This is a genomic window from Pseudomonas sp. 22189 (genome assembly GCF_052045635.1).
Lineage (GTDB): Bacteria > Pseudomonadota > Gammaproteobacteria > Pseudomonadales > Pseudomonadaceae > Aquipseudomonas > Aquipseudomonas parakoreensis.
Genome location: NZ_JBQEPG010000001.1, coordinates 342011 through 363681 on the forward strand (window position 1 = coordinate 342011; position 21671 = coordinate 363681).

Annotated in this window: 19 protein-coding genes; 13 read left to right on the forward strand and 6 right to left on the reverse strand. The window is 60.9% G+C overall.

The window, feature by feature from the left end; translation table 11 throughout:
- Positions 1-244 precede the first annotated feature (244 nt).
- The 4 genes from ACTJKS_RS01645 to fabF all read left to right on the forward strand — a co-directional run bounded on the left by ACTJKS_RS01645 (position 245) and on the right by fabF (position 4987).
- Complete coding sequence (locus ACTJKS_RS01645) at positions 245-2239, forward strand: polysaccharide biosynthesis protein (RefSeq protein WP_108183424.1); 1995 nt, start codon at positions 245-247, stop codon at positions 2237-2239.
- Positions 2240-2349: 110 nt separating this feature from the next.
- The gene (locus tag ACTJKS_RS01650) at positions 2350-2685 is read left to right on the forward strand and encodes a ComEA family DNA-binding protein (protein WP_041069434.1); all 336 of its coding nucleotides are present in this window, start codon (positions 2350-2352) and stop codon (positions 2683-2685) included.
- A gap of 212 nt (positions 2686-2897) precedes the next feature.
- Positions 2898-3695: an SDR family NAD(P)-dependent oxidoreductase gene (locus ACTJKS_RS01655; RefSeq protein WP_108183423.1), complete on the forward strand. Its 798-nt coding sequence runs from the start codon at positions 2898-2900 to the stop codon at positions 3693-3695.
- 17 nt (positions 3696-3712) lie between these two features.
- A complete protein-coding gene (gene fabF, locus ACTJKS_RS01660; RefSeq protein ID WP_108183422.1) occupies positions 3713-4987 on the forward strand; it encodes a beta-ketoacyl-ACP synthase II in 1275 nt (424 codons plus the stop codon).
- Here fabF and ACTJKS_RS01665 read toward each other — a convergent pair.
- The 3 genes from ACTJKS_RS01665 to eat form a co-directional block, all read right to left on the reverse strand.
- On the reverse strand, positions 4984-5541 hold the full coding sequence (locus ACTJKS_RS01665; protein ID WP_108183421.1) for a TetR/AcrR family transcriptional regulator: 558 nt from the start codon (positions 5539-5541) through the stop codon (positions 4984-4986). The genes fabF and ACTJKS_RS01665 overlap by 4 nt on opposite strands.
- A gap of 157 nt (positions 5542-5698) precedes the next feature.
- Positions 5699-5866: a DUF2897 family protein gene (locus ACTJKS_RS01670; protein WP_003226857.1), complete on the reverse strand. Its 168-nt coding sequence runs from the start codon at positions 5864-5866 to the stop codon at positions 5699-5701.
- 220 nt (positions 5867-6086) lie between these two features.
- The gene (gene eat, locus ACTJKS_RS01675; RefSeq protein ID WP_108183420.1) at positions 6087-7451 is read right to left on the reverse strand and encodes an ethanolamine permease; all 1365 of its coding nucleotides are present in this window, start codon (positions 7449-7451) and stop codon (positions 6087-6089) included.
- A 422-nt stretch (positions 7452-7873) separates the two neighbouring features.
- Between eat and kdpF the strand changes: the two genes are divergently transcribed.
- From kdpF to ACTJKS_RS01705, 6 genes are all read left to right on the forward strand, one after another.
- The gene (gene kdpF / locus ACTJKS_RS01680; protein ID WP_007963673.1) at positions 7874-7963 is read left to right on the forward strand and encodes a K(+)-transporting ATPase subunit F; all 90 of its coding nucleotides are present in this window, start codon (positions 7874-7876) and stop codon (positions 7961-7963) included.
- An 8-nt stretch (positions 7964-7971) separates the two neighbouring features.
- Positions 7972-9666: a potassium-transporting ATPase subunit KdpA gene (gene kdpA, locus ACTJKS_RS01685; RefSeq protein WP_108183419.1), complete on the forward strand. Its 1695-nt coding sequence runs from the start codon at positions 7972-7974 to the stop codon at positions 9664-9666.
- Positions 9667-9676: 10 nt separating this feature from the next.
- Positions 9677-11734, forward strand: coding sequence for a potassium-transporting ATPase subunit KdpB (gene kdpB, locus ACTJKS_RS01690; RefSeq protein WP_108183418.1), 2058 nt, complete (start codon positions 9677-9679; stop codon positions 11732-11734).
- Positions 11735-11865: 131 nt separating this feature from the next.
- Positions 11866-12411, forward strand: a complete 546-nt coding sequence (gene kdpC / locus ACTJKS_RS01695) for a potassium-transporting ATPase subunit KdpC (RefSeq protein WP_108183417.1) — start codon at positions 11866-11868, stop codon at positions 12409-12411.
- A gap of 126 nt (positions 12412-12537) precedes the next feature.
- On the forward strand, positions 12538-15189 hold the full coding sequence (locus ACTJKS_RS01700; RefSeq protein ID WP_041069460.1) for a sensor histidine kinase: 2652 nt from the start codon (positions 12538-12540) through the stop codon (positions 15187-15189).
- A gap of 48 nt (positions 15190-15237) precedes the next feature.
- Complete coding sequence (locus ACTJKS_RS01705) at positions 15238-15936, forward strand: response regulator (protein WP_047295501.1); 699 nt, start codon at positions 15238-15240, stop codon at positions 15934-15936.
- Positions 15937-16077: 141 nt separating this feature from the next.
- Here ACTJKS_RS01705 and ACTJKS_RS01710 read toward each other — a convergent pair whose 3' ends face one another.
- Positions 16078-17115 carry a patatin-like phospholipase family protein gene (locus ACTJKS_RS01710; RefSeq protein ID WP_047295500.1) on the reverse strand — a complete coding sequence of 346 codons (1038 nt, stop codon included), beginning with the start codon at positions 17113-17115 and terminating at the stop codon, positions 16078-16080.
- Positions 17116-17331: 216 nt separating this feature from the next.
- Between ACTJKS_RS01710 and ACTJKS_RS01715 the strand changes: the two genes are divergently transcribed.
- The 3 genes from ACTJKS_RS01715 (at position 17332) to ACTJKS_RS01725 (ending at position 19470) form a co-directional block, all read left to right on the forward strand.
- On the forward strand, positions 17332-17610 hold the full coding sequence (locus ACTJKS_RS01715; RefSeq protein ID WP_041069470.1) for a hypothetical protein: 279 nt from the start codon (positions 17332-17334) through the stop codon (positions 17608-17610).
- 79 nt (positions 17611-17689) lie between these two features.
- Positions 17690-18454, forward strand: a complete 765-nt coding sequence (locus tag ACTJKS_RS01720) for a CHAD domain-containing protein (protein ID WP_108183416.1) — start codon at positions 17690-17692, stop codon at positions 18452-18454.
- A 221-nt stretch (positions 18455-18675) separates the two neighbouring features.
- Complete coding sequence (locus tag ACTJKS_RS01725) at positions 18676-19470, forward strand: acyl-CoA thioesterase (protein WP_041069476.1); 795 nt, start codon at positions 18676-18678, stop codon at positions 19468-19470.
- A gap of 5 nt (positions 19471-19475) precedes the next feature.
- Here the strand turns inward: ACTJKS_RS01725 and ACTJKS_RS01730 are convergent, their stop codons facing one another.
- The gene (locus tag ACTJKS_RS01730) at positions 19476-19841 is read right to left on the reverse strand and encodes an Mpo1-like protein (protein WP_108183415.1); all 366 of its coding nucleotides are present in this window, start codon (positions 19839-19841) and stop codon (positions 19476-19478) included.
- A gap of 188 nt (positions 19842-20029) precedes the next feature.
- Positions 20030-21511: a methyl-accepting chemotaxis protein gene (locus ACTJKS_RS01735; protein ID WP_095668649.1), complete on the reverse strand. Its 1482-nt coding sequence runs from the start codon at positions 21509-21511 to the stop codon at positions 20030-20032.
- Positions 21512-21671 lie beyond the last annotated feature (160 nt).

Below are 21671 nucleotides of genomic sequence, written 5' to 3' on the forward strand. Positions count from 1 at the left end.
CGATAGAGTCCATCGGCACTTTGGGGCTTATCATTACCCGTAGATACAAGAGTCTTTTACATTTTCGGTAGACGGATTGTAGCCATAGTCCCTACAAATTGCTCGTTCTGTATCGGCAAACCCTCATCGATCCGCTACCGGTCGGCGGCTTTCGGATCAAGTAATCCGCTGATGGCTAAAGCATTGGGGGTACAATGCACAACCTCGACTGCTGAAGGAGGGAGCCGCGTGCTCTGATTTGGGAATGGATAAAGTGCGGACGGTGTTGCTCGGTTTGCCTCGCAAACAGAAGCGTTTGTTGCAGGTGTTAACTGATGTCGTATTGGTATGGGTTGCTCTTTGGCTATCGTTCATCGTGCGATTGGGCATTGATGACATGTACAATCCGATCAAGGCTCATGTATGGCTATTTGCTAGCGCGCCGGTTATTGCTATTCCATTCTTTATCCGCTTCGGCATGTATCGCGCTGTCATGCGTTATTTTGGCAACGATGCACTGATCGTAATCGTCAAGGCTGTCAGCCTGTCTTCATTGCTGCTGGCGGTGGTGGTTTTCTGGTACAGCAATCACGAGTCCGTAGTACCGCGATCGATCATCTTCAACTATTGGTGGCTGAGCATGGTCATCATCGGTGGCCTGCGTCTGTGTCTGCGGCAATATTTCATGGGCGACTGGTTCACGGCCGCGCAATATGTTCCATTCACCAGTCGTGACGACGGTCTGACCAAAGTGGCTGTCTATGGTGCCGGTGTCGCCGGCAACCAGCTTGTCGCCGCGCTTCGCATGGGCCGAGTGATGCGTCCGGTGGCGTTTATCGATGACGATCCCGGCATTTCGGATCGATCGATTTCCGGTCTGCAGGTGTACAAGCCCAAGCATATCCAGCAAATGATCGATGTAACCGGTGCTCAGGAAATCCTACTGGCACTCCCGTCTTCCACTCGGGCCCGGCGTCGGGAAATCCTCAATATCCTGGAAGGCTATCCGCTGCATGTGCGTAGTGTTCCGAATTTCACCGATCTTGCCAGTGGACGCGTCAAGGTCGAGGATATTCAGGAAGTGGACATCGCCGACTTGCTGGGACGCGATTCCGTCCCCGCGCAACCGGATCTGCTGGAACGGTGTATCAAAAACAAGATCGTGATGGTGACAGGGGCCGGCGGGTCCATAGGAGCAGAGCTGTGTCGACAAATTTTCGCGCTCGGACCGACCACCCTGCTGCTCTTTGAGCACAGCGAGTTCAATCTTTACAGCATTCTCTCTGAGCTTGAACAACGTGGCTGTCTGGAATCGACCCCGGTTCGGCTGCTGCCGATTCTCGGTTCCATTCGCCATCAGGACAAACTGCTGGAGGTCATGAAGACGTGGAAGGTCGATACCGTCTACCACGCGGCGGCCTACAAGCATGTTCCGATGGTCGAGCACAACATCGCCGAGGGTGTGTTGAACAACGTGATCGGTACGCTCAACACGGCGCAAGCAGCGCTGCAATCGGGTGTTTCGAATTTCGTGCTGATCTCGACTGACAAGGCCGTTCGTCCGACCAATATCATGGGCAGTACCAAACGCCTAGCGGAGCTCACACTTCAGGCCTTGAGTCGTGAAGTTGCGCCGGTGTTGTTTGGCGATAAGGCGAACGTGTCGCGTGTCAACAAGACCCGCTTTACGATGGTCCGTTTCGGCAATGTGCTGGGATCGTCGGGTTCGGTGATCCCGCTGTTTCACAGCCAGATCAAGTCAGGCGGCCCGCTGACGGTTACCCATCCCAAGATCACTCGCTACTTCATGACGATTCCGGAAGCCGCGCAGTTGGTGATTCAAGCTGGGTCCATGGGGCAGGGCGGTGATGTCTTCGTGCTGGACATGGGGGAACCGGTCAAAATTGTCGAGTTGGCAGAAAAAATGATCCACCTGTCGGGCTTGAGCATTCGCTCCGAGCGCAACCCGCAGGGGGATATTTCCATCGAATTCACTGGCTTGCGGCCAGGTGAAAAGCTCTATGAGGAGCTGTTGATCGGCGACAACGTAGCAGCAACACCCCATCCGATGATCATGACCGCCAACGAGGATCACCTTCCCTGGGATGTACTCAAGGCGCGCCTGCACGAATTACTCGTCGCCGTCGAAAAGGATGATTACTCACGAGTGCGGCAACTCCTGCGCGAAACCGTCAGCGGCTACACCCCGGACGGCGAAATCGTCGACTGGATCTATCAACAACGCCGTCTCGAACCCTGATTGTTTCACATCCTGTAATAGACGCATTTTTGACACCTGCCAACCATCGCCTAAGTTTGGAGAGCAGCTTCGGAAAAGCTGCTTTCTCAATCGATGATGGAGCGTCATTTATGCGTAACGGTTTTTTCTACTCTCTGGTTTTTGCTTTGCTCACCAGTGCTTCAATCGCTGTAGTCGCGGCACCTGCCGTCGTCCCGAACACGGATAATGCAACGATGGTGAGCGATAACGTGACATTGCCGTCGAGTGAAAAGGTCGATCTCAACGGTGCCGACGCAGCCACTCTGCAAAAACAATTGGCCGGAGTTGGCGAGACAAAGGCCAAAGCGATTGTTGCGTATCGTGATGCTAATGGGCCATTCGCCTCGGTGGATGAGTTGCTGGAAGTGAAGGGCATCGGCAAGGCGATCCTCGATCGCAACCGCGACAAGCTGGAAGTGAACTAAGCTGATTATTCAACGCCAAGGGGCCGGTCATTGACCGGCCTTTCTGCTTTCTGGTGGCAGAGATGCGACAGAGAGAGCGCCGTCGCGTCCGTCGGCGAGCTTAAAATTACGGGTATCATATTGTCTTGAGATTATGCCTATAATAATTTCAGTCACCTCCAGGCAAGTGAGCGTTGGAGGCCTATCTCCCAATATGTTTCAGGAGCGCTCTCATGAGTTCAGTCGAGTCTCAAGGTACGGCCGTCGTCACTGGCGCATCGTCCGGTATCGGTGCCATCTACGCGCAGCGGCTGGCAGCGCGTGGTTTTGATTTGCTGTTGGTGGCACGCGATCAACAGCGTCTTGAAAGCGCCGCGGGCGAGTTGCGTGAAGCGCACGGTGTAAAGGTCGAAGTGCTCAAAGCCGACCTGACGCAAAAGGACGATGTCCTCAAACTCCAGCAACGCCTGCGCAGTGATTCAGGCATCACGCTGTTGGTGAACAACGCCGGGGTCGCAGCCGATGGCTTACTGGCCAACTCCGATGCCGAGCAACTGGAGCGTCTGATCCAGTTGAACGTCACCGCCGTAACGTTGCTGGCCTCGGCAGCCGCCGCCAGTTTCGCCAAGGCCGGACGTGGCACGATCATCAACATCGCCTCGGTGGTGGCGCTGTTTCCGGAGCGCTTCAATGCCACCTACAGCGCGAGTAAAGCTTACGTGTTGAGCCTGACTCAATCGCTCAACGCCGAGCTCGAAGGTACTGGCGTGAAAGTGCAAGCGGTGCTGCCCGGGGTTACCCGCACTGAAATCTGGGAACGCTCGGGCATCGACGCCAGCGGTATTCCGGCGGAGATGGTGATGGAGGCTGGTGAGATGGTTGATGCGGCGCTGGCCGGTCTGGATCAGGGCGAGTTGATTACTATCCCGTCGCTGCCGGATGAGGGTGAATGGCAGGCCTTCGTCCGCGCGCGGCATGTCATGGCACCGAACCTGTCGCGCAGCTCCGCGGCCCAACGCTACAAAAATTGATCAGAGGTAACTGCGGTATGAGTCAGCGTCGAATTGTTGTCACCGGTATGGGCCTGGTTTCGCCTTTGGGCAGTGACGTCGAGAGGGTCTGGCAGCGCTTGCTCGCCGGGCGCTCGGGTTTGCGCAATTTGCCGGACGCGGTGAGCGCAGATTTGCCGACCCGGGTCGCCGGGATGGTGCCCCTGGCGGCGGAAGACGTCGAGGCCGGTTTCGATCCGGACCTTGCCACGCCACCCAAGGAACAGAAGAAGATGGATCGCTTCATCCTGTTCGCCATGGAAGCGGCACGCCAGGCCCTGCTACAAGCAGGATGGCAGCCGTCCGAGGCCAAGGAGCAGGAGCGTACCGCGACGATCATCGGCTCCGGTGTTGGCGGGTTCGGTGCAATAGCTGACGCTGTACGCACTACGGACAGTCGTGGTCCGCGTCGTCTGTCGCCGTTCACCATCCCATCGTTTCTGGTCAATCTGGCGGCCGGACATGTGTCGATCCAGCACGCTTTGAAAGGCCCGCTCGGCGCACCGGTGACTGCTTGTGCTGCCGGGGTGCAGGCGATTGGCGATGCTGCGCGGATGATTCGTGCCGGTGAAGCGGACATCGCGGTTTGTGGCGGAGCGGAAGCCTGTATTGATCGGGTCAGTCTGGCCGGTTTTGCCGCGGCGCGGGCGCTGTCCAGTGGTTACAACGACACCCCCGAACGAGCCTCACGACCGTTTGATAGCGGTCGCGATGGTTTCGTGATGGGCGAGGGGGCCGGGCTGCTGGTGATCGAATCGCTGGAGCATGCGCTGGCACGCGGTGCGCAGCCGTTGGCTGAGCTGGTCGGTTATGGCACCACTGCCGACGCCTATCACCTCACCGCCGGGCCGGAAGATGGCAGCGGTGCGCGACGGGCGATGCAGTTGGCGTTGGCTCAGGCGGGTATCGCGCCAGAGCAGGTGCAACATCTCAATGCGCATGCGACCTCAACGCCGGTGGGCGATCTTGGTGAGTTGGCAGCGATCAAGGCGCTGTTCGGTACGGAGAATAAAATCGCCGTGACTTCAACCAAATCCGCCACCGGGCATTTGCTCGGCGCTGCCGGCGGACTGGAAGCGATCTTCACCCTGTTGGCCATCCGCGATCAGGTCGTCCCGCCGACGCTCAACTTCGAAAATCCCGATCCGGCGAGTGCGGGTGTAGACATCGTTCATGGTCAGGCACGGCCGATGCCGATCGAGTATGCGCTGTCCAACGGTTTCGGTTTCGGCGGGGTAAACGCCAGTGTGCTGTTCAAGCGTTGGCAGGCTTAGTCCTGCGATTGCTTGAGGTGGTCGCGCGTGACGTCGAGGATGCGCTGGGCAAGCTCGGCGTCAGCGACACTGCGTGACAGCAAGAGCGCGCCGACCAGCGTCGACATGATGACGATGGCCCGGTCGGCGCTGTTGTTGCCCTCAAGGGTGCCTTCGATTTGACTCAGTCGGGCATTGAGTACCGCATCACTGGTCGGGCTTGGCTGGCCGCGCAGACCCAGCTCTGAAGAAATGGTCAGCAGTGGGCAGCCTTCGTGCGGGGAGGTCTGATGCCATTCGGAAAGATAAGTATCGATAAATGCCTGCAGCGGCTGTTCCTGAGCAAAGATCTCGGCGCACAGTCCATCGACTTGAGCGCTCGCCTCCTGCAAGGCTTTTTCGACCAGTTCGTCCTTGGATTTGAAGTGCGAATAAAAGCCGCCGTGGGTCAGCCCCAGTGCTTTCATCAAAGGTTGCAGGCCGGTAGCACCGATGCCGTCTTTGCGAAATCGCGCCGAGGCTTCCTTGATGATCCGCTGATGGGTTTGAGCTTTATGATCTTGCGAGTAACGCATGTGGAACTCTCCGCAACAAGACCACCATCTTAACCAAGGTAAATGAAATGGTGACTGTACTTCTACTTCTTAAAAGCGTGCGGCTGAGTCCAACATGATCCTTAAGGGATACGCTCCACAAAAAACCAACCCCGCCTGATCCGGCGGGGTTTTTCGTTCAGCGATCCTGCGCGTCCTTGATGTCCGCTTCGGCGTTGCGCTGCGCAACGCGCTTGCGTTCCTCATCGGTCAGTTCAACCTTGTTGGCGGTGTCGCGTAACATCATCAATCCGCCAACGATCGAGCCGATTGCAACGACCAGAATCAACCAGGCATACCAGGGCATAACGGCTCTCCTTAATGGCAGCTTGGCGGGCGAGGGTTCGCCAGCGACGCTGCATACCACTTATGAGCGAAATGACTTCGCAGTGGTTCCATTCTAGGCCCGATATCCAAGCCGCACCTTAATTCCCTGTGGGAGTTGCCGAAGGCTGCGATCTTTTGACTTTGCTTTTTCAAAAACAAGATCAAAAGATCGCAGCCTTCGGCAGCTCCTACATGATGGGTTATCGCCCCGTCAGCATGGCATCGGCCGGAGCGTCAGCGCGCAACTGACCGGTAAGCATGAAGTAGCCGAAACCGACCGCCATGAAGCCGAGGAAAATCAGCCCGATCAGCGCATTGAACCAAGCCATGGCGATCAGACACACCACCGCCAGCACCAGCGCGATCAGCGGAATCAGCGGATAGCACGGCGCACGAAAAGTCCGCTCGAGATTGGGTTCGGATTGGCGCAGTTTGAACAGGCTGAGCATGCTCATGATGTACATCACGATCGCGCCGAACACGGCCATGGTGATCATCGCGGCGGTGAGGGTCATGCCGCCGAGGTTGATCAGTCCGTCGCTGTAGATCGCAGCGATGCCGATGATGCCGCCGGCGATGATTGCGCGGTGCGGGGTCTGGAAACGCGAGAGTTTCGCCAGCGACGCCGGCAGGTAACCGGCGCGGGCGAGGGCGAAGAACTGCCGCGAGTAGCCGAGGATGATCCCGTGGAAACTCGCCACCAGACCGAACAGGCCGATCCACACCAGCATGTGCAACCAGCCGGAATTGTCGCCGACCACGGTTTTCATCGCCTGTGGCAGCGGGTCATTGATGTTCGCCAGGGTGCGCCAGTCACCGACACCGCCGGCGAAGAACATCACGCCCATCGCCAGCAACACCAGGGTCAGGATCCCGCTGATGTAGGCCTTGGGGATCGTGCGTTTGGGATCCTTGGCTTCTTCGGCAGCCATCGCCGCACCTTCAATGGCGAGGAAAAACCAGATCGCAAACGGAATCGCAGCGAACATCCCGGCAATCGCCGGCGCACCGAACACATCGGAACCGGCCCAGCCATTCAGGGCAAAGCTGCTGAAGCTGAAGGCCGGTGCGACCACACCCATGAACACCAGCAATTCAATCACCGCCAGCACGCAGACGATCAGTTCGAACGTTGCCGCCAGTTTCACCCCGAGGATGTTCAGGGTCATGAACACGATGTAGGCACCGACCGCTGCGTGTTTCGGGTCGAGCGCCGGAAACTGCACATTCAGATAAGCGCCAATCGCCAGGGCGATGGCCGGAGGGGCGAAGACGAATTCGATCAGCGTGGCCAGTCCGGCAATCAGTCCGCCTTTTTCACCGAAGGCTCGGCGGCTATAGGCGAACGGCCCGCCCGCATGAGGAATCGCGGTGGTCAGTTCGGTGAAGCTGAAGATGAAGCAGGTGTACATCGTGGCGACCATGAACGAGGTCACCAGAAAACCCAGCGTGCCGGCGACGCCCCAGCCGTAACTCCAGCCGAAGTACTCGCCGGAAATTACCAGCCCGACGGCGATGCCCCACAGGTGCAAGGTGCCCAGCGTGGGTTTGAGTTGTGTGTTCATGCGCATGCTCCCTGAACGGTTTGGAAAGCTCGGGGGAGGGCGTTTGCAGTGGGCGTGCCAGCCCTGTGAATCAGGTCGCAATAGGCTGAAAGCTGTCGTTATCCAAGATGTTCATTACCGGATGGGCACATTTTCGTGCGCCAGTTGGGTGCGACGTCGTTAGTGCTGCCGTCTTCGCGGGCAAGCCCCCACAGGTTTGGCGTTGGAATCAAACTCTGCGGACCACGCAAAAAACTGTGGGAGTCGGGCTTGCCCGCGATGAGGCCCGACCTGACGCTGCAAAACCTCGCTGTAACGCCAGCATAAACCCACTCTTTACGCTTTCTTTATGCCTCGCTGCACCCCTCGGTCTCGTTCCTTTACAGCCTCCTTTCCGACAATGCCTCCACACGCGGCAATACGCCGTAACACGGAGATCTTCCATGAGCGTTCTGGACGGGGTGTCCCTGCTGTTGGCAGCCGGGCTGTTCATTTATCTGTTGGTTGCGCTGTTGCGCGCGGATCGGAACTAGGAGCGGCTATGCACAGTTATGACTATTGGCTGATCCTCGCGTTTTTTGCGGTGGTCTTGCTGCCGGCGCCGTTCCTCGGGCGCTTTTACTACAAGGTGATGGAAGGTCAGCGCACCTGGCTGACACCGATTCTCGGCCCGGTCGAGCGCGGTTGCTATCGGATTGCCGGGGTGGATCTGCAAGCTGAACAGAGCTGGCAGAAGTACACGCTGGCTTTGCTGGCGTTCAACCTCGCGGGTTTCCTGCTGCTGTTCGCGATTCTGTTGTTTCAGGATCACTTGCCGCTGAACCCGCAAAACCTGCCAGGCCAGGAATGGACCCAGGCGTTCAACACCGCGGTCAGTTTCATGACCAACACCAACTGGCAGTCCTACAGCGGTGAAGCGACCCTCAGCTACCTGAGCCAGATGGTCGGTCTCACCGTGCAGAACTTTGTCAGCGCTGCCACCGGTCTGGCGGTGCTGGTTGCGTTGTGCCGTGGCATCGGGCGCAAGTCGGCCAAGACTCTGGGCAACTTCTGGGTCGACATGACTCGCGCCACGCTCTACGGCCTGCTGCCGCTGTGCCTGCTGCTGGCGCTGTACCTGGTATGGCAGGGCGTACCGCAGACTTTCGCGCAATATGTGAACGCGGTGACGATGCAGGGCGTCGATCAAGTGATCCCGCTTGGCCCGGCCGCCAGCCAGATTGCGATCAAGCAACTGGGCACCAACGGCGGTGGCTTCTTCGGTGTCAACTCGGCGCATCCGTTCGAGAACCCGACCGCGTGGAGCAACCTGTTCGAAGTCGCTTCAATCATCCTGATCCCGGTGGCGTTGGTGTTCACCTTCGGTCATTACGTGAAAGACCAGCGTCAGAGCCGCGCGATCATCGCCTGCATGCTCGCACTGTTCCTGATCGGCGGCGCGACGTCGCTGTGGGCCGAATATCAGCCTAACCCGGCGCTGAACAATGTCGCGGTCGAACAGACCGCGCCGCTGGAAGGCAAGGAAGCACGCTTCGGTACCACCGCCACCGTGCTGTGGTCGGTGACTACGACTGCGGCGTCGAACGGTTCGGTGAACGGCATGCACGACAGCCTCAACCCGCTCAGCGGCATGGTCGCGCTGGTCAACATGATGGTCGGCGAAGTGATCTTCGGCGGCGTCGGTGCCGGGCTCTACGGCATGTTGCTCAACGTGTTGATTGCAGTGTTCCTCGCTGGCCTGATGATTGGCCGCACCCCGGAATACCTCGGCAAGAAACTGCAGGCGCGGGAAGTGCAATTGCTGGTGGTGACCTTGCTGGTCATGCCGGTGGGCGTGCTGGTACTCGGCGCGATCGCCGCTGCTCTGCCTGGCCCCGCTGCGACCATCAGCAACCCCGGCCCGCACGGTTTCAGCCAGTTGCTGTACGCCTATACCTCGGCCAGCGCGAACAATGGTTCGGCGTTTGGTGGCTTGAGCGCCAACACACCGTTCCACAACCTGATGCTCGGTCTGGGCATGTTGATCGGTCGCTTCGGTTACATCCTGCCGGTACTGGCCCTGGCCGGCAGCCTGGCGATGAAGAAAACCGCACCGATCGGCCAGAACAGCTTCCCGACCCACGGCCCGCTGTTTGTGACGCTGCTGACCGTGACCATTTTGCTGGTGGGCGGCCTGACGTTCTTGCCGACCCTCGCATTGGGCCCAATCGCCGAACATCTGAGCATGGGCTTCTAAGGAGTCAATGATGAATATGCCCGCAATCAAACCCGCCGCCGTGAAGGCGCCGGAACAAGCGAAAACCGCGATCTCGGCCCTGTGGCGTCCGGCGCTGGTGCAAGCTTTCGTCAAGCTCGACCCGCGCCAACTGGTGCGTTCGCCAGTGATGCTGGTGGTCGAGCTGACGGCGATTTTCACCACCGTGCTGTGCTTCATCCCGGACAACGTCGTGCCAACGTTCGTCGCCGCGCAGATTGCCCTGTGGCTGTGGTTCACGGTGCTGTTCGCCAACTTCGCCGAAGCCTTGGCCGAGGGGCGCGGCAAGGCCCGCGCCGACAGCCTCAAGGCCGGCAGCGAAGGCCTCAGCGCGCGGCGCAAACTGGCCAATGGCAGCTTTCAGGTAGTGCCTGCCGCCAACCTGCGCAAAGGTGATGTGGTGCGCGTCGAAGCGGGGGAGATGATCCCCGGTGACGGCGAAGTCATCGAAGGGATCGCGGCGGTCAATGAAGCGGCGATTACCGGTGAGTCGGCGCCAGTGATTCGCGAGTCCGGCGGCGATCGCTCGGCGGTCACCGGCAACACGCGCCTGGTGTCCGACTGGTTGCTGGTGAAGATCACCGCCAACCCCGGTGAGTCGACCCTCGACCGCATGATCGCACTGGTCGAAGGTGCCAAACGCCAGAAAACCCCGAACGAAGTCGCGCTGGATATCCTGCTGATCGGCCTGACCCTGATCTTCCTGCTGGTGGTGGTGACCCTGCAACCGTTCGCCCACTTCGCCAACGGCAACCTGCCTCTGGTGTTTCTGGTGGCGCTGCTGGTCACGCTGATTCCGACCACCATCGGAGGCCTGTTGTCGGCCATCGGTATTGCCGGGATGGATCGTCTGGTACGCCTGAACGTGATCGCCAAGTCCGGTCGCGCCGTCGAAGCGGCCGGTGACGTGCACGTGCTGCTGCTGGACAAGACCGGCACCATCACCTTCGGCAACCGTCGTTGCAGCGCGGTGTATGCCGCGCCGGGCGTGAGTGGTCGCGAGTTGGCCGAAGGTGCGTTGTTCGCCTCGCTGGCGGACGAAACCGCCGAAGGCAAATCCATCGTCGAGTACCTGCGCGGTCTGCACCCGCAATCCGAGCCGGCACTGGATACCTTGACTGCCGTGCCGTTCAGCGCGGAAACCCGCCTGTCCGGTGTCGACTATCAGGGCCGCGTATACCGCAAGGGCGCCGTGGATTCGCTGCTGGCGTTCCTTGGTCAACAACGCTCCGATCTGGCCCCGGCGCTGTCGCGGGAAATCGACAAGATCGCCCAGAGTGGCGGCACGCCGTTGCTGGTCTGCGCCGACGGCAAGCTGCTGGGTGCGATCCACCTCAAGGACGTGGTCAAGCCAGGCATTCGCGAGCGTTTTGCCGAGTTGCGCAAACTGGGGATTCGCACGGTGATGGTCACCGGTGACAACCCGTTGACCGCTGCGGCCATCGCGGCTGAAGCGGGCGTCGATGACGTGCTCGCCGAAGCCACCCCGGAGAAAAAACTGGCGCGTATCCGCCATGAGCAGAACGACGGCCGTCTGGTCGCCATGTGCGGCGACGGCGCCAACGACGCCCCGGCGCTGGCCCAGGCTGACGTCGGCATGGCGATGAACGACGGCACACAAGCCGCGCGCGAAGCGGCGAACATGGTCGACCTCGACAGCGACCCGACCAAGCTGCTGGACGTGGTGCAGATCGGCAAGGAGTTGCTGGTGACCCGTGGCGCGCTGACGACGTTTTCCATCGCCAACGACGTGGCCAAATACTTCGCGATTCTGCCGGCACTGTTCGCCGCGATTTATCCGCAACTGGGCGTGCTGAACATCATGCACTTGACCAGTCCGCAGAGCGCGATCCTCTCGGCCATCGTGTTCAACGCCCTGATCATCGTGGTGCTGATTCCACTGGCACTGCGTGGCGTGCGCGTGCAGGCGGCGAGCGCCGCGGCATTGCTGCGACGCAATCTGCTGATCTACGGACTGGGCGGGATTCTGGTGCCGTTCGTGGGGATCAAGGCGATCGACATGCTGCTGACGGCGCTACATCTGGTGTGATCCATTCGCGAGCAGGCTCGCTCCCACAGTTGCAATGCGGTCCCCTGTGGGAGTCAGCCTGCTGGCGATGAAATCGACTCGGTCCACCTGAATTAACGCGGTATCCGCTTTCTGAATTCGAGGATTTTGCAATGTCCACAATGATACGTCCGGCCCTGAGCCTGCTGGTGCTGATGACCCTGGTCACCGGCGTGGCCTATCCACTGGTGGTGACTGGCGTCGCCCAGGTCGCCTTCCCTGAACAGGCCAACGGCAGCCTGGTGCACGATGCCGACGGCAAGGTGCGCGGCTCGTCGCTGATCGCCCAGGATTTCGTCGGTGATGCGTGGTTCCATCCGCGTCCTTCGGCGGGCGCGTTTGCGACCGTGTCCAGCAGTGCCAGCAACCTGGCGCCGAGCAATCCGGCACTGGCCACGCGGGTGATCGACGACGCCAACAAGTTGCAGGTGCCCGGCCAGGGGCCAGTGCCCTTGGCGCTGCTGACCACCTCCGGCAGTGGCCTCGATCCGCACTTGCCACCGGCGGCAATTGCCTATCAACTGGCGCGTGTCGCGCAAGCGCGCAACCTGCCGGTGTCGACCTTGCAGCAACTGCTCGATGCGCACATCGAACAGCCACTGGTGGGGCCGCCGGTGGTGAATGTGCTGGAATTGAACATGGCGCTGGAAAAGCTGTAATTCGGCGGCGCCCCATTCGCGAGCAGGCTCGCTCCCACAAGAGCAACACTGAACCTGTGGGAGCGAGCTTGCTCGCGAAGAGGCCACAACTGGCAACACATAAACATCTGACTGAAGAGATCAAGCATGAGCGACTCCGGCCGCGCCGACGCGCTGTTAGCAGACCTGCCCCGCGACGGCCGTGGTCGGCTGAAGATTTTCCTCGGCGCCGCCCCCGGCGTCGGCAAAACCTACGCCATGCTCCAGGCCGCACACACGCAATTGCGCCAGGGCGTGAAAGTCATCGCTGGCGTCGTCGAAACCCACGGCCGCGCGGAGACTGAAGCGCTGCTCGGCGGTTTGCCGCAGCAGCCGTTGGTGCGCTCGGAATACCGTGGCGTGATGCTCGAAGAAATGGACCTCGACGGTCTGCTTGCGGCTAAACCGAAACTGGTACTGGTGGACGAACTGGCGCACACCAACGCCCCGGGCAGTCGTCACGCCAAGCGCTGGCAGGATATTCAGGAACTGCTCGCCGCCGGCATCGACGTCTACACCACGGTCAACGTCCAGCACTTGGAAAGTCTCAACGATCAGGTGCGCGGCATCACCGGTGTGCAGGTGCGCGAAACCCTGCCGGACTGGGTGCTGCAGGAAGCCTACGAACTGCTGCTGATCGACCTGCCACCGCGCGAGCTGCTGGAGCGTCTGCGTGAAGGCAAGGTCTACGTGCCGGAACAGGCGCGGGCGGCGATCGATGCGTTTTTCACCCAGACCAACCTCACCGCGTTGCGTGAACTGGCGATGCAAACGGCGGCCGCGCAGGTTGATAACGATCTTGCGCAAGGCTATCGCCAACTCGGTCAGGCGGCTCCGGCGGTGCGCGGGCGGTTGCTGGTCGGCGTCGATGGCGACGCGCATGCCGAACGCCTGGTGCGTCACGCCAGCCGCGTGGCCCAGCGCCGGCATTTGCCGTGGAGTCTGGTGCATGTCGACAACGGCACGGTGCGCGACGAGCAATCGCGCCTGCGCCTGCAAAACGCCCAGCAACTGGCCGAACGCCTCGGCGGCGAAGTGGTGTTGTTGCGCGCCGGCGAAGTGGCGAAAACCCTGATCCAGCATGCCGCCGAACGCCGTGCGAGTCTGCTGCTGGTCGGCCAGTCGCGGCCGAGTCTGCGCCGTCGTCTGTTCGGTGGTGGACTCGCCGCGCGTCTGTTGCGCCAGGCCCACGGCCTTGAAATCAACGTCCTCGATAACGACCATGAACACCCGCAGCCGCGTCTGCGGGCGACGCCGACGCTGGTCTGGTTCGACTATCTGTTGGCGCTGGTTGCCACGGTGTTGGCCAGTGCCCTGGCGTGGGCGGTCTCGAGTATTTTGCCGCTGCCGAACATCTCGCTGGTGTTTCTCGCGGCGGTGTTGCTGGTGGCGGTGCGCAGCAGTCTGGGGCCGGCGCTGGCGTGCGCGGCGCTGTCGTTTCTGACCTACGATTTTCTGTTCATTCCGCCGAATTTTTCCTTCGCCATCCAGCGCGAAGAAGACGTTTTGACCTTGCTGTTCTTCCTGCTGATGGCGGCGCTCACCGGTAATCTCGCTGCGCGTCAGCGACGGCAGTTGCAGGCGCTGCGCGACACGCAGGAAGAGACCACCGAGCTGCTTGACCTGTCGCGCAAACTCACGGCGGCGACGGATCGTCAGGCCGTGATCAGCGCTGCCGCGCAGCACCTCAATGGCTGGAGTGATCTGCAATTGTGCCTGCTCAACCGCGACGGCCAGGGCGGATGGAAAGTCGAGACCGGCGGACCGCTGGAATTCAGCGAATCCGAACGAGCTGCCGCCGACTGGGCCTGGCAGCACGATCAACCGGCGGGCATGGGCACCGGCACGCTGCCGTTCGGTCGCTGGTGGTGGTGGCCGCTGTCGGTGGAAGACGGGCCGCTGGCGCTGCTCGGGGTCTGCGCCAAAGAGGGCCAGACCTTGAGCGGCCAGCGTCGACGCCTGCTCACCGCGTTGAGTCAGCCGCTGGCGCAGGCGCTGGCCCGGGCGCAACTGGCGGACGATCTGGAAGCCGCGCGCCTGCACGGCGAAACCGAGCAATTGCGCAGTGCGCTGCTGGCCTCGGTATCGCATGATCTGCGCACGCCGCTGACCGCCATGCGCGGCAGCATCGACAGCTTGCTGGCCCTCGGCGAAGCCATTCCACTGGAGGATCGCCGCGAGTTGCTCGAAGGCACGCGCGATGAAGCCGAACGCCTCGACCGCTACATCCAGAACCTGCTGGACATGACCCGCCTCGGCCACGGTGCATTGAAGCTCGCGCGCGACTGGGTAGCGCCGGCGGACATCGTCGGCAGCTCGCTCAATCGCCTGCGTGCAGTGCTCGCGCCGTTGCAGGTCAGCACCGATGTGCCGGCCGAGTTGCCGCTGCTGTTCGTGCACGCCGCGCTGATCGAGCAGGCGCTGGTCAATGTGCTGGAAAACGCTGCGCGCTTCTCGCCGCCACACGGTCGTTTGCAACTGAGTGCCGGCGCCAATGACGAAGAGATTTTCTTCTCGGTCAGCGACGAAGGCCCGGGAATTCCCGAGGACGAGCGGGCGAAGATTTTCGACATGTTCTACACCGCCGCCCGTGGTGATCGCGGCGGGCAGGGCACCGGCCTGGGGCTAGCGATCTGCCAGGGCATGGTCGGTGCGCATGGCGGGCGAATCAGCGTCGCCGACGGCATCGACGGCCGCGGCACCAGCATCACCCTGCACCTGCCGTTGCAGACGCAACCGGGGATGGACAATGAAGCCTGATCGCGACTGCGCTACTCTCTTGCCAATCTTTTGTGTTGATGTGAATTCATGAGCCAGACCGCGACCATTTTGGTCATCGATGACGAACCGCAGATCCGTAAATTCCTGCGCATCAGCCTCGCCTCACAAGGCTACAAAGTGCTCGAGGCCGGCACGGGTGCCGAGGGCCTGGCGCAGGCGGCGCTGAACAAGCCCGACCTGCTGGTGCTCGACCTCGGCCTGCCGGACATGGACGGCCAGCAGGTGCTGCGCGAGTTTCGCGAGTGGGCCACCGCGCCGGTGCTGGTGCTTTCGGTGCGGGCCAGCGAAGGGCAGAAAGTCCAGGCGCTGGATGGCGGCGCCAACGACTACGTGACCAAACCGTTCGGCATTCAGGAGTTTCTCGCCCGGGTCCGCGCGTTGTTGCGTCAGGCGCCGGCTGGCGAGGCGCAACAGGCGGCGCTGACGTTCGGCCCGTTGACCGTGGATCTGGCCTATCGGCGGGTGTTGCTCGATGGCGCCGAAGTGGCGCTGACCCGCAAGGAATACGCGGTGCTGGCGCAACTGGCACGGCATCCGGGCAGGGTGATCACCCAACAGCAATTGCTCAAGGACATCTGGGGGCCGACGCATACCGAGGACAGTCATTACCTGCGGATTGTCGTTGGTCATTTGCGCCAGAAGCTGGCGGATGATCCGACGCGGCCGCGGTTTATCGTGACTGAGGCGGGGGTTGGGTATCGGTTGTTGAGTGACAACAGTCTGTAGTTTTTGTATTGCCTGGTCTGGCCTCTTCGCGGGCAAGCCCGCTCCCACAGTGGCCGGTGTGCTACACAAATCTCAATAACACCTTAGAACCCTGTGGGAGCTGGCTTGCCAGCGATGAGGCCCTGACAGCCAGCCGGGATTTCAGCCCTGCTCACTCTCATACCGATCCAGCGTATCCCGCGCAATCTCCCGCCCCAACGCGATCAGTTCCGGCGCTTTGTAGAATTCGAAAAACCGGCACACGCGCTTCGGCACGTTGATCAGGATGTCCGGCGGATAGCCGGCGATCTTGTATTGCGCCAACGAGGTCTGCATCACCTCGAAACTCTGGTTGATCAAGTCCAGCAGTGACGCCGGCCCGACGTTGTCGATGATGAATGAACCGGTGGCGGATTTCGGCGCACCTTCGCGCTCGGGGGCCGCTGCCGGTTGCTGACTTTCCGGTTCGCTGCCTTCCAGCCACGGGTTGATGTCCGCCGCCTCCGCACGCAGGGCTTCCTGTTCAAGCAGCAGCAATTGCTCGGCCTGTTTGCGACGGAACGGCATCTTCGAACCCAGCGAACTGAGCAGGCTGTCGAAGCGCGAACGAAAGGCTGGCGGGCGCTGGATCACCGGCAATTTGTAGTGACGCTGGTTGGTGGCGTTGAGGTTGACCGCGATGATCAGGTCGCAGTGGCTGGACACCACCGGCACAATCGGCAACGGGTTGAGAATGCCGCCGTCCACCAGCATCCGATTGCCCTGCATCACCGGCGTGAACAGGCTGGGGATCGCCGCCGAGGCGCGCATCGCCTGATGCAGGCAGCCTTCCTGGAACCAGATTTCCTGCTGGTTGGTCAGGTCGGCGGCGACCGCGGTGTAGGGGATTCGCAGGTCTTCGATGTTGATTTCGCCGACGATCTTGCGGATTTGCCCGAAGACCTTTTCGCCGCGAATGGCCCCGAGACGAAAACTCACGTCCACCAGCCGCAGCACGTCCAGATAGTCGAGGGTTTCGATCCAGTTGCGGTACTGATCGAGTTTGCCCGCCGCATAGATTCCTCCGACCACCGCCCCCATCGAACAACCGGCAATGCAGGCAATGTCGTAACCGCGTCTTTCGATCTCTTCGATGACTCCGATATGGGCGTAACCCCGGGCGCCACCGGAGCCCAGCACCAGTGCGACACGCTTTTTCATCAAGCTTCCTCCCCGACAAGGCTTCACAATGCACCCATCCGGGGGCGGGCGACAATCGTCAGGGTCGTTCGGGGCCGCAGGCGCGTCGTTTTTCGCTACGGCGTGATCACTCGGCGCTATGCTTTGGTCACCGCAGATTCATGGGGCGCCAAGGCACTTTTCCCGCGCCGTAACGTCTTACCTGCACGACTGTTGACCTATTTTGAGGTGTGAGTGATGAAAGCCTGGATCTGTGTGCCGTTGATTGCGCTGGCATTGGCCGGTTGCGCTGGCAAGACTGCTTATCGTGACAGCTGTGGCAGTCAGCTCGATGCGGCGTGGCATGAACTGGACCTGGCCAAGGCCGAAGGTTTTGCCGGCACGGTCAGTTACTCCAAGGCGCTGTCATTGCTGACGGCGGCCAAGACTCAACAGCAATTCGAAGGCTTCGAAGGCTGCAGCAAAAAGGCCGAGAAAGCCCGTTTCTATATTCGCGAATCCCGCGCCGGACGCTAAGCTGCTGACTTGACGCAAGGATGCGCCTGCCTTCTGACGGCAGACTCATCCTTCAAGCCATGTGAATCAGGAGCAAGTGATGTCTGCGTTGGTTGACCGGTTGGTGGCTCATGTCCTGAGTCTGGAAGTGCGTTTGCTGGCCTGTCAGGCACGCCTGACCGCGCGTACCGACCCCGAGGCGCTGCATGACTTGCGCACTACGGTACGGCGCTTGCGCAGCCTGTTGCGACCCTTGCGTGGCTTGCCCGGTGTCGAGCAACTGGAAGTGGCGGCATCCGCGGTGGGGCAGTTGACCACGCCGTGGCGTGACCGCGAGGTGCTGGCGGCGTACCTGCTCAAGCATGATCAACCGCAAGCGGCGCAGCGGCGCATGGCGCAAATGGACGAAGCTTATCCAGCCTTGGCAGCCAGCGCCGAAGTGGCTTCGCTGCTGATCATCCTCGACGCTTTCCCGCGATTTTTGCGTGCCTCCGAGCGTCAGGGGCTGCTCAAGGGGCTGGGCAAACGCATCGAAAAACGCCTGCACAAACAATGGAAAAAACTCGACGAGGCCCTGCACGATCCGGCCCATGATCGGCATCGTCTGCGCTTGCTGATCAAGCGCGTGCGGTATGGCATCGAAGCCTATCCGGAACTCGATCGCCTGCCTGAGCCGGCGCTGGAGCGGCTGAAGTCGGCGCAGGGCGCGCTGGGCGACTGGCACGATTGCTGGCAGTGGCTGGCGCGGGCCGAGCAGGAAAGCGATCTGCAACCCTGCGTCGCGACCTGGCAGGCGGGCCTGATCAAGGCTGAAGCCAAGGCGGATCGGGTGCTGGAAAATCTCAGTTCAGCCTGCTTCAAATAACCTCGATATCACCCGGCCCCTGTAGGAGTTGCCGAAGGCTGCGATCTTTGTTTTTTAAAATCAAAAGATCGCAGCCTTCGGCAGCTCCTACAGGGGCTTTTCTTTGAGTGGGAAATCGGGGTAAGGCCTTTCTGTCAGTCCATTTGACCGGAATAGACGCTGCGGCGCTCTGCCATGCTGGTTAAGATCGCTGCATTCCTTTTTCGCTTGCCGAGGTTGTCATGCGCTTTTCCGATCTGCTCGAGGCGGTTCGTCGCCAGCCAGAAGTGACCATTCCCGCCGAGTGGGGTCAGGGCCGGGCCAGTTTTGGCGGCCTGGTCGCGGCGCTGCAATACGAAACCATGCGCGCGAAAGTGCCGGCCGAGCGCCCGGTGCGTTCGTTGGCGATCACCTTTGTCGGCCCGGTGGAGCCGGACGTCCCGGTGCGTTTCGAAGTCGATGTGCTGCGTGAAGGCAAAGCGGTCAGTCAGGTGCTGGGACGTGCGATGCAGAACGGTCAGGTGGTGACGATCGTGCAGGGCAGCTTCGGTGCTTCGCGGCCTTCGGAAGTCGCGGTCGAGGCCTACCCGGCGGTGGAAATGAAACACTGGGACGAATGCCAGGAGTTGCCCTACATCAAGGGCGTGACCCCGGAGTTCATGCGTCACTTGGCGATGCGCTGGAGTGTTGGCGGCATGCCATTCACTGGCAATAAATCGCGGCAGATGGGCGGCTGGGTGCGCTTGCGTGGGGACGTCAAGGAAGAACCGGTCAATGAGGCGCATCTGCTAGCGCTGGTGGATGCCTGGCCTCCGGCACTGTTGCCGTATCTGAAGAAACCGGCACCGGGCAGCACGTTGACCTGGACCATCGAATTCGTACAGCCGCTACGCGACTTGAGCACGCTGGACTGGTGCAAATACCTGGCGGATATCGAGTACGCTGCCGACGGTTACGGCCATGTGGCCGCCAAGCTGTGGAGCGCGGAGGGGGAGTTGATCGCCATGAGTCGGCAGACCGTGACGATTTTTGCCTGAGTCACTCAGTGCCGACGATGGCGCTCCCGCCAGGCGCGCCACCAGCCGCCGCTGAGAAAAAACCGCGGAAAGGTCAGGAACTGTTCGACCAGCAAGCGCGACACGGCATCCTGGCGATCACTGAAAGGCTCGGAGGCTTCCGCCTCCAGGCTGTGGCCGTGGCGCTGCAGACCCAGCGCCGCGACAATCCCGATTACGCCGATGGCGACACTGGCCAGGCTCAGGCTGAACACTCCGGACACAATCAACAGAAACGCGACGATGAACAGCGGCACGGCAATCAGGTGCAACACCAGATTGGTCGGGTGCTGGTGATTGTTCGGGTACGCGCGCCATTGCCACGCGGGAAGGTTGGGGTGACGTTTGCCCATGTTGACTACTCCTCGATCCATGTTGAACACATGCTTGAAGAATAGGCCGGGGCGGGTGGGGCGGCGAATCAAGGTTGGCTATTGGCATCATAGTAATGGTGAACAAAAAAAGATCGCAGCCTTCGGCAGCTCCTACATTGAAATGCGTATACCTGTAGGAGCTGCCGAAGGCTGCGATCTTTTGATCTTCAGAGTTTCAACTGCCCGATTGCCTTGTTGAGCTCCCCGGCCAACGTTGCCAACTCATTACTGGTGGTCGCCGAATCCACAGTCTGCTGCACGGTGTTTTCAGTCACATCACGAATGCTCACCACTGCCCGATTCATCTCTTCCGCCACTTGGCTCTGCTGCTCGGCCGCCACCGCAATCTGCGTGTTGCTCTCGCGCATCTGCGCCACGGCGCCAGTGATTTCCGCCAGCGCCTCGCCAGCCTCCTGTGCCTGCTGCACGCAGTCGTCGGCCTTGTACGAACTCTCCTGCATGAAGTCCACCGCATCGCGGGTGCCGGCCTGCAGCGCCGAGACCATGGTGGTGATTTCATCGGTGGAGGTCTGCACGCGTTTCGCCAGGTTGCGCACCTCATCGGCGACTACCGCAAAACCGCGGCCCATCTCGCCGGCACGGGCTGCTTCGATGGCGGCGTTCAGCGCCAGCAGGTTGGTTTGCTCGGCGATGCTGTGAATCACACTGACCACGCCGTTGATCTTCTGGCTGTCCTCGGCCAGGCGCTGGATCATTTCGGCGGTCTGCTGCACGCCGCTGGAGAGTCCGGCAATCGACTGCTGTACGCGACTGACCACTTGTTGACCGCTGCCGGCCAGACCATCGGCGGTCTGCGACAGATCGCGGGTGGCGCCGGCGTGCTGGGCGATGTGATAAACCGTGGCGGTCATTTCGTTGATTGCGGTGGCGGCCTGATCGGTTTCACTTTGCTGACCGAGCATGCCGTGGCGCACTTCGTTCATGCTCGCCGCCAGACGCGCGGCACCGACGTCGAGTTGCCGCGCGGTGTTGGCGACGGTGGTGACCACCCGTTGGTAACCGGCCTGCATCGCGTTGAACGCGTTGGCCATCTGCCCGACTTCGTCCTTGCACGCCAGCGGCACACGGGCCGAGAGGTCACCGCTTTTCTCGACGTGCAGCATCACGTCTTTCAATGTGTTGAGTTGGCTGAGCAGGAAGCGGATCAGCAGTTGCGAAGCGCCGAGCATGGCCAACATCAGGATGAACACTGCCACCGCGTAGTTGGCAAAACGTTCGCTGAACACTTGCGCCAGGCTTGGACCATAGGCAATGACTGCCACCTGCTGGCCGTCGGCACGGCTGAATACTTCGGCGCCCATTAACGGGTTATTGCCGAACAATGGCAGGTGATTGATTTCGTTCCAGCCGTTGTTGTCGCTGATCTCCAGCACCGGCTGATCGTTGAGGCGCGGCGCTTCCCCGCGTTTGAAGGTCAGAATCTGATCAGCCTTGGGCAATGCCTGCCCGGCCGGCCAGGCCTTGAGCAATTGTGCCTGGGCCTGGGCGGATGCCTGCGCCGCGTGGCTGCGCGCCTGCTGTTCCAGTTGCACGGCGTACAGCACCAGCAGCAGGGTGGTGACGAAAGCGACCGCATTGACCGCCCAGAATTTGTATTTCAGCGAGATATTGCTAAGCCAGGCACCCATGGAGGTCTTCTCTGATAGCGGAAACAGTTTTGGCAAGGTGCCAGCATTGTGCCGCTATGCAGATCTGCGGATCTTGATACACATCAAAAGAACACATTCCCCCTGTGGGAGCGAGCCTGCTCGCGAAGAGGGCGTGTCAGCCAGCACCAATGCCGTCTGA

Excerpts from the sequence above, each read along its gene's own strand:
- ACTJKS_RS01645 (WP_108183424.1), top strand. The coding sequence starts at position 245 with ATGGATAAAGTGCGGACGGTGTTGCTCGGTTTGCCTCGCAAACAGAAG.
- ACTJKS_RS01650 (WP_041069434.1), top strand. The coding sequence starts at position 2,350 with ATGCGTAACGGTTTTTTCTACTCTCTGGTTTTTGCTTTGCTCACCAGT.
- ACTJKS_RS01655 (WP_108183423.1), top strand. The coding sequence starts at position 2,898 with ATGAGTTCAGTCGAGTCTCAAGGTACGGCCGTCGTCACTGGCGCATCG.
- fabF (WP_108183422.1), top strand. The coding sequence starts at position 3,713 with ATGAGTCAGCGTCGAATTGTTGTCACCGGTATGGGCCTGGTTTCGCCT.
- ACTJKS_RS01665 (WP_108183421.1), bottom strand. The coding sequence starts at position 5,541 with ATGCGTTACTCGCAAGATCATAAAGCTCAAACCCATCAGCGGATCATC.
- ACTJKS_RS01670 (WP_003226857.1), bottom strand. The coding sequence starts at position 5,866 with ATGCCCTGGTATGCCTGGTTGATTCTGGTCGTTGCAATCGGCTCGATC.
- eat (WP_108183420.1), bottom strand. The coding sequence starts at position 7,451 with ATGAACACACAACTCAAACCCACGCTGGGCACCTTGCACCTGTGGGGC.
- kdpF (WP_007963673.1), top strand. The coding sequence starts at position 7,874 with ATGAGCGTTCTGGACGGGGTGTCCCTGCTGTTGGCAGCCGGGCTGTTC.
- kdpA (WP_108183419.1), top strand. The coding sequence starts at position 7,972 with ATGCACAGTTATGACTATTGGCTGATCCTCGCGTTTTTTGCGGTGGTC.
- kdpB (WP_108183418.1), top strand. The coding sequence starts at position 9,677 with ATGAATATGCCCGCAATCAAACCCGCCGCCGTGAAGGCGCCGGAACAA.
- kdpC (WP_108183417.1), top strand. The coding sequence starts at position 11,866 with ATGTCCACAATGATACGTCCGGCCCTGAGCCTGCTGGTGCTGATGACC.
- ACTJKS_RS01700 (WP_041069460.1), top strand. The coding sequence starts at position 12,538 with ATGAGCGACTCCGGCCGCGCCGACGCGCTGTTAGCAGACCTGCCCCGC.
- ACTJKS_RS01705 (WP_047295501.1), top strand. The coding sequence starts at position 15,238 with ATGAGCCAGACCGCGACCATTTTGGTCATCGATGACGAACCGCAGATC.
- ACTJKS_RS01710 (WP_047295500.1), bottom strand. The coding sequence starts at position 17,115 with ATGAAAAAGCGTGTCGCACTGGTGCTGGGCTCCGGTGGCGCCCGGGGT.
- ACTJKS_RS01715 (WP_041069470.1), top strand. The coding sequence starts at position 17,332 with ATGAAAGCCTGGATCTGTGTGCCGTTGATTGCGCTGGCATTGGCCGGT.
- ACTJKS_RS01720 (WP_108183416.1), top strand. The coding sequence starts at position 17,690 with ATGTCTGCGTTGGTTGACCGGTTGGTGGCTCATGTCCTGAGTCTGGAA.
- ACTJKS_RS01725 (WP_041069476.1), top strand. The coding sequence starts at position 18,676 with ATGCGCTTTTCCGATCTGCTCGAGGCGGTTCGTCGCCAGCCAGAAGTG.
- ACTJKS_RS01730 (WP_108183415.1), bottom strand. The coding sequence starts at position 19,841 with ATGGGCAAACGTCACCCCAACCTTCCCGCGTGGCAATGGCGCGCGTAC.
- ACTJKS_RS01735 (WP_095668649.1), bottom strand. The coding sequence starts at position 21,511 with ATGGGTGCCTGGCTTAGCAATATCTCGCTGAAATACAAATTCTGGGCG.